Genomic DNA, 5,048 nt, shown 5'->3' with positions numbered 1-5,048 from the left:
CCGCTTGACGCCGCCCATGCTGGCGACGTCGGCCAGCGTGGCCTGGCCGCGCGCTTCCAGCTCCGCGGCGTGGGCCAGTCGCTGCTGCATACCTGGTTGAGCCTGCACCTGACGCCGTACCGCGATCACGTCCACGTCCGACACCTGGCCTGCCTCGGCGACTTCCTTCCCGACCTGGTGCAGCGCGCGCTTGATCGCCTGGGCCGGCAACAGGCCCGGCACGGTGGCTAGCGTCTCCGTGGTGACGTTTTCAAGGACCCGGGCGTACCGATGCCCCATTTCGGCCTCCGAACGCTCCAAGGCCCGTTTATGCAGTTCTGCGGCCTGTTCCTGGATGCGCTGATTCTTGGCCGCTTCGATGTCGCCCGACAGGTCGAGAATCGACCGCTCGAGAACCTGGCCCAGCCTCTCCAGCTCGCCGGCCTTCTTGGCTTGGGTCAGGCGCTCGGCCACGTCCTGGTCGAAGTCCTGCCGCTTCCGGCTGGGCTGGCCTGTCCGACGCTCGATGGCCGTGGCGGTCGGCCCGAGGTGCTGGGTCGGCTCGCGGTCGATGCCCTGGGCCTTGAGGCTGCGGTGGTCGACGGTGGTCTCGATGCCATGCCGGCGTAGATGCTCGTTGGTCAGCTCGGCCCACCTGGCGCGCACGGCCTCCAGGTCGGCGGCGCGGTTGCGGCCGGCCTTCTCGGTGTCCAGCTTCGCGCCCAGGCCCTCGGCCCCGACCTGGCGGGTAGTCCGCATGATGTGGGCATGGTGGTTGCGGTTGTCGCCGCCCTTGCTCGGTTCGTGAATGGCGACATCGACGGCGCAGCCTTCGCGGTCGGCCATTTCCTGGGCGAAGTCGAGCGCGAGCTGGCGACGTGCAGCGGCCGGCAGCTCGGACGGCAGGGCGACTTCGTACTCGCGCGCTACGCATGCATCCTTGCGGCGCTCGGAGTGCTCGGCCGCGTTCCAGAGAGCCGACCTGTCGGCGGCCCACTCTGGAGCGCCGGCCGGCAAAACGAGGTCGGCGGACACGATGCCGCGCTTGCGCGTGTAGTCGTGTACCTCGCCGGTCCTCGTATCGGTGATTTCCACCCCAGCGCGATATGCAGCGGCGGCGGTCGCACTGCGACCGGCCGACCGGGATATCGCTTTCACGCTGAGGTGGTAAATCGCCATGCTGTTGCCGTTGCCTTTGTTTTAGCCCTCGGCAGAGCGCACGAGTTGGTACGCAGTACCAACTCCTAAGTGCGCCCTTGCTCTTCGCTTTCGCTCTTAGCTGGGGTCGTTCGCGCCGCCATTATAGCTTGCTTTACGGCAATTTTAATGCGCTGTAGAATCGGTCATCTACTGACAGAAGGGCAACGGCATGGCAGCACTAGACGAACGAATCAAGGCGCAGGAAGAGAAGCTGAAACAGCTCAAGGCGCTCAAGCAAAAACAGGAGGCCCAGAAGCGGGCCGCCGAGGCGAAACGCACTCGTACTCAGGACACGCGCCGCAAGGTCCTGGTCGGGGCCATGATGCTTGAGCACATGGAGAAAAATGAGGCCACGAAAACGAATATCCTGGCGAAGCTCGACACGTTCCTTACCAGGGACGACGACCGGTCACTGTTTGGGCTATATCCTGTACGCCAAGAAAGTATTCAAACGGAGTAGTGGTACATGACGAAAGAAGCATGTCGGGACTATCTGGATCGAGCCATTGAAGCATTAGAGGACATGCGCGAAGCGCTGGACGATTCCTCGTCTGATGCCGCGATTAGCTTCCTAGAAGCAGCATTGGATGCACAAGACTTGGTTGGTCGGGCGATCTTTGAAGCAATGCGTGCAGTCGTTACTACGAAGAACACAGGGAGCTGAACATGAGCGGATGGTGGGTGGTGGTAGACCCGCGCACGCCGGAAGAGCGTGACGCATCACAAGATAGGATGGGGCCGCTGGTCGCATCCTGGGAGGCGAGCGTGTTCAACATGCGCTTCCTCGATGACTTGGTAAAGGAAGGCCGGGCCGAGCAGCACTCGTTCAACGGCTACCCGAACCGCTATACGGTACCGGCCGGCGACTTCGTGCCCTTCATCATCGACGGTCCGCCGGTCGAGGACTGGGGACCGAACAAGGGGCAGAATTGGAACGTGACCATCCATCGGCAACGGCTGGTTGCCCTGCCGGCCTACCACATGCTCACGGTGGACGTATGGGATCAGACATGACCAGCCGCTCGGACCGCGAGCAGCACGTCACACAAATGCTCACCAATTTTCGCCTGGAGGGTCTGATACCTGATGACGCTCACCTACGTCTCTTGCAGCAGTACATCGAAGGCACAGCTACACTTAGCGACCTATTACAAGACGCGCGAAATTTCGCGCTTGAGCGCTGGCTAGAAAGTCTTAAGGCCGGACTTCGCCCTTAAAATTCCTTATCTTTTTGCAAACTCTCATTTAAGCGATCACGCAGCCTCTCTGCATCTGCACGACGAAGCTTACCTTCCCGCAAGAGCTGCTTAGTACGGTCGCTCTGTTTCCGAATAGCATCGATCAGTTCATCCGAACTAAGATGCTTTCTTGGTTTTAACTCATCAGACATAGCTAGATGGTACACCAGCACTTGGAACCTTAATTATCGCATCATAGGACTCACTTTTGTTTAGATATTCGTATTTACGAATAGGTGTACAGCAAGATCAAAACGGACAATAGTGGAAAAAGAAACTTTCGCAGAAAATCGCCGAGCAGCTTATGCCTTTAGACGGATGAGATTAGCAATTAATCGAGCCATACATGCCCAAACAATGGAAGAAAGGAAACTTTCAAAGTGGTGGGTCGCAGGTTGGATTTGTTTCTGTCAAATCAAATGCAAATCTCAGGATAAAGCTAACTAGACGCCTTAGCGCGCGGGCGTCCCCGCTTGCTTGCGCACCGATTTGCTTCGCAAACCGGCACGCCCGGTTACATCTGAAACCCTGAAAATCGAAAACCCGGAACCCCAACCCCGGCACGCGACCGCCGCCGGCCACTACCTGGAGGCTGACTAGCCGGCCGTCGAGCTGCCTGCAGGGGCGATTTGAGTCCGAGGACCGATGCCGAAGGCGAGGGAGCGAGGATGGCCCGTCAGGGCCACCCCTGCCCGACCCGGCGCGCCTCCAGCGCGTCCGGTCTGCGGCCGTTGCGGACCTTGGGGGGGCCGGTTTTCCCTGCCCCCTTGGGGGGGCCTAAAGCATTACGACCTGCACGCGATAGCGGGGGGAGTAGCTTTTAAATCCTTTTAGGCGTCCGGAAAGCCAGTATCCATGCGGGTTTCAGGCTCCAACTATTACTTTTATGCGGTTAACTATTACTTTTATGCGGTTAACTATTACCTATGTTGACATGGGTATTTAAGACTATTACTATTACCTCTCCAAATAAGGAATTAATAGGCCATTGATGAAAAAACAAGAGCTTGTGGTGAAGTCCAATCGTTTGGTCGAAGCCAGCTATCGGCTGACTCTGAATGAGCAACGCATCATCCTGTACGCGATCTGCCGGTGTCGCGAAGAGCAAAAGGGTCTGTTCCCCAATGAGCCGGTCGTCATCACGGCTGACGCCTTCGCCAAGCAGTTCCCTAGTATCGACAAGGGCCATGTCTACCACCAGCTCAAGGAGGCTATGGACGCCCTGTACGACCGCAGCGTGACCCTCTACGAGACGGACGAGGACACTGGCAAAGAGCAGGTGTCAAAGACGCGCTGGATCAGCAAGGCCAGCTACGTCGATGGTGCGGGTCGCATCAAGGTGGTGTTCACCTCCGACGTTATCAAATACGTAACTAGGCTTGAGAACGAGTTCACGTCCTACCAGCTGGAGAAGGTCGGCAACATGACCAGCGCCTACGCCGTGCGGATCTACGAGCTACTGGCCCAGCACCGCGAGATCGGCAACCGCACGTTGAACATGGCGTGGCTGCGCGAGACGCTCCAGATCGCGCCGGACGAGTACAAGCTGACGACCAATTTCATCCGCAAGGTGATCGAGGTAGCAGTCGAGCAGATCAACAAGCACAGCGACTTGACAGTGAGCTACAAGCCCGTCAAGACTGGTCGCGCCATCACGGATTTCGCCTTCAAGATCAAGGAGAAGGGCACCAAGGGCAAGACGGCCGGCGCGCCCTCGGATCAGGCCTACCGCGACAAGCTGGAGGCGGCCGGCCAGCAGCGCATCCTCGAAGCAGTTACCGACGACCAGGAGGAATTTTGACCCTATACGCCTATGAAATTTCGCCCCGGCCCGCCGAGCTGGGCGGAGGCTGGCAACTGCGTCTCATCAAGGACGGTGTAGAGGTCGGCGGAGGCGTTTTCCCTTTGAGGGATGGGAGTGGAAACCCGATGGTGGCGGCCTTTCAGGAAGCCCTGTACGAGGCCTTAATCTGGCAGAAAACACGCTGATGGTCTGACGCCAAGGAGTGACTACCGCTCCATGCCTTGGCCCTTCTGCTGCTGGCGGGCCTGCTCCCTCTCCTGCTGCTGTCGGCGCTCCACGGCCGGCAGCACGAAGCGCGACACGCGCACATCGTATTCGCGCTGGCTGGCCGGCGCTTTCCACGCCACATCGACGGCCTTGGCCATCATCCTCTCGACCTCCGCAGCCTGCATCCCCTGCAACGACGCCGGCGCGATCGCGCGCGCCCGATCGACAACGCGGGTGACGGTTTCCGGCACGCGATAGATGTGCTCCGGCCGCTGCCAGGGAGCCAATCCCCGTTCGGTGCGGTCTAGTACCTGGTCCAGCTCCTTGATCGTCACGAACGTCTGCCGGCGCGCCTGCGTCGCCTGCTCGTTGGCCTTCAGCGCGGACTGCACCTCGGGCGACAGCTCGATGGCGTTGCCGACCTGGGCGCGCTCCAGCTTGGCGGCCGCCAGCAGCTTCTCCGCGTCCTCGGTCATGCCCTTGGTGTCGTACAGGAACCGCTTGACGCCGCCCATGCTGGCGACGTCGGCCAGCGTGGCCTGGCCGCGCGCTTCCAGCTCCGCGGCGTGGGCCAGTCGCTGCTGCATACCTGGTTGAGCCTGCACCTGACGCCGTACCGC

General features: G+C 60.2%; 7 protein-coding genes. 5 read left to right on the top strand and 2 right to left on the bottom strand.

The window, feature by feature from the left end:
- The coding region (mobQ, locus tag J3U95_RS27855) for a MobQ family relaxase (RefSeq protein WP_229520134.1) at positions 1–1,158 on the bottom strand (1,158 nt) is incomplete at its 3' end.
- Positions 1,159–1,348: 190 nt separating this feature from the next.
- Here mobQ and J3U95_RS27850 point away from each other — a divergent pair.
- The 5 genes from J3U95_RS27850 (at position 1,349) to J3U95_RS27830 (ending at position 4,406) form a co-directional block, all read left to right on the top strand.
- The gene (locus J3U95_RS27850) at positions 1,349–1,639 is read left to right on the top strand and encodes a DUF8583 domain-containing protein (RefSeq protein ID WP_208281717.1); all 291 of its coding nucleotides are present in this window, start codon (positions 1,349–1,351) and stop codon (positions 1,637–1,639) included.
- 6 nt (positions 1,640–1,645) lie between these two features.
- The gene (locus J3U95_RS27845) at positions 1,646–1,843 is read left to right on the top strand and encodes a hypothetical protein (RefSeq protein ID WP_208281716.1); all 198 of its coding nucleotides are present in this window, start codon (positions 1,646–1,648) and stop codon (positions 1,841–1,843) included.
- A 2-nt stretch (positions 1,844–1,845) separates the two neighbouring features.
- Positions 1,846–2,193 carry a hypothetical protein gene (locus tag J3U95_RS27840; RefSeq protein ID WP_208281715.1) on the top strand — a complete coding sequence of 116 codons (348 nt, stop codon included), beginning with the start codon at positions 1,846–1,848 and terminating at the stop codon, positions 2,191–2,193.
- Between the two features lie 1,215 nt (positions 2,194–3,408).
- Positions 3,409–4,218 carry a replication initiation protein RepM gene (gene repM / locus J3U95_RS27835; RefSeq protein WP_208281714.1) on the top strand — a complete coding sequence of 270 codons (810 nt, stop codon included), beginning with the start codon at positions 3,409–3,411 and terminating at the stop codon, positions 4,216–4,218.
- Positions 4,215–4,406: a hypothetical protein gene (locus J3U95_RS27830; RefSeq protein WP_208281713.1), complete on the top strand. Its 192-nt coding sequence runs from the start codon at positions 4,215–4,217 to the stop codon at positions 4,404–4,406. Before repM ends, J3U95_RS27830 begins: the two co-directional genes overlap by 4 nt.
- Before the next feature lie 21 nt (positions 4,407–4,427).
- On the opposite strand, the gene J3U95_RS27825 is transcribed toward J3U95_RS27830, so the two are convergent.
- On the bottom strand, positions 4,428–5,048 hold a 621-nt coding region (locus tag J3U95_RS27825; protein WP_208281712.1), incomplete at its 5' end, for a hypothetical protein.

Origin of the sequence: Massilia oculi (assembly GCF_017582745.1) — a bacterium.
GTDB classification, from domain to species: domain Bacteria; phylum Pseudomonadota; class Gammaproteobacteria; order Burkholderiales; family Burkholderiaceae_D; genus Telluria; species Telluria oculi_A.
This window is presented reverse-complemented; position numbering and strand designations above follow the sequence as displayed.

Excerpts from the sequence above, each read along its gene's own strand:
- J3U95_RS27840 (WP_208281715.1), top strand. The coding sequence starts at position 1,846 with ATGAGCGGATGGTGGGTGGTGGTAGACCCGCGCACGCCGGAAGAGCGT.
- J3U95_RS27850 (WP_208281717.1), top strand. The coding sequence starts at position 1,349 with ATGGCAGCACTAGACGAACGAATCAAGGCGCAGGAAGAGAAGCTGAAA.
- repM (WP_208281714.1), top strand. The coding sequence starts at position 3,409 with ATGAAAAAACAAGAGCTTGTGGTGAAGTCCAATCGTTTGGTCGAAGCC.
- J3U95_RS27845 (WP_208281716.1), top strand. The coding sequence starts at position 1,646 with ATGACGAAAGAAGCATGTCGGGACTATCTGGATCGAGCCATTGAAGCA.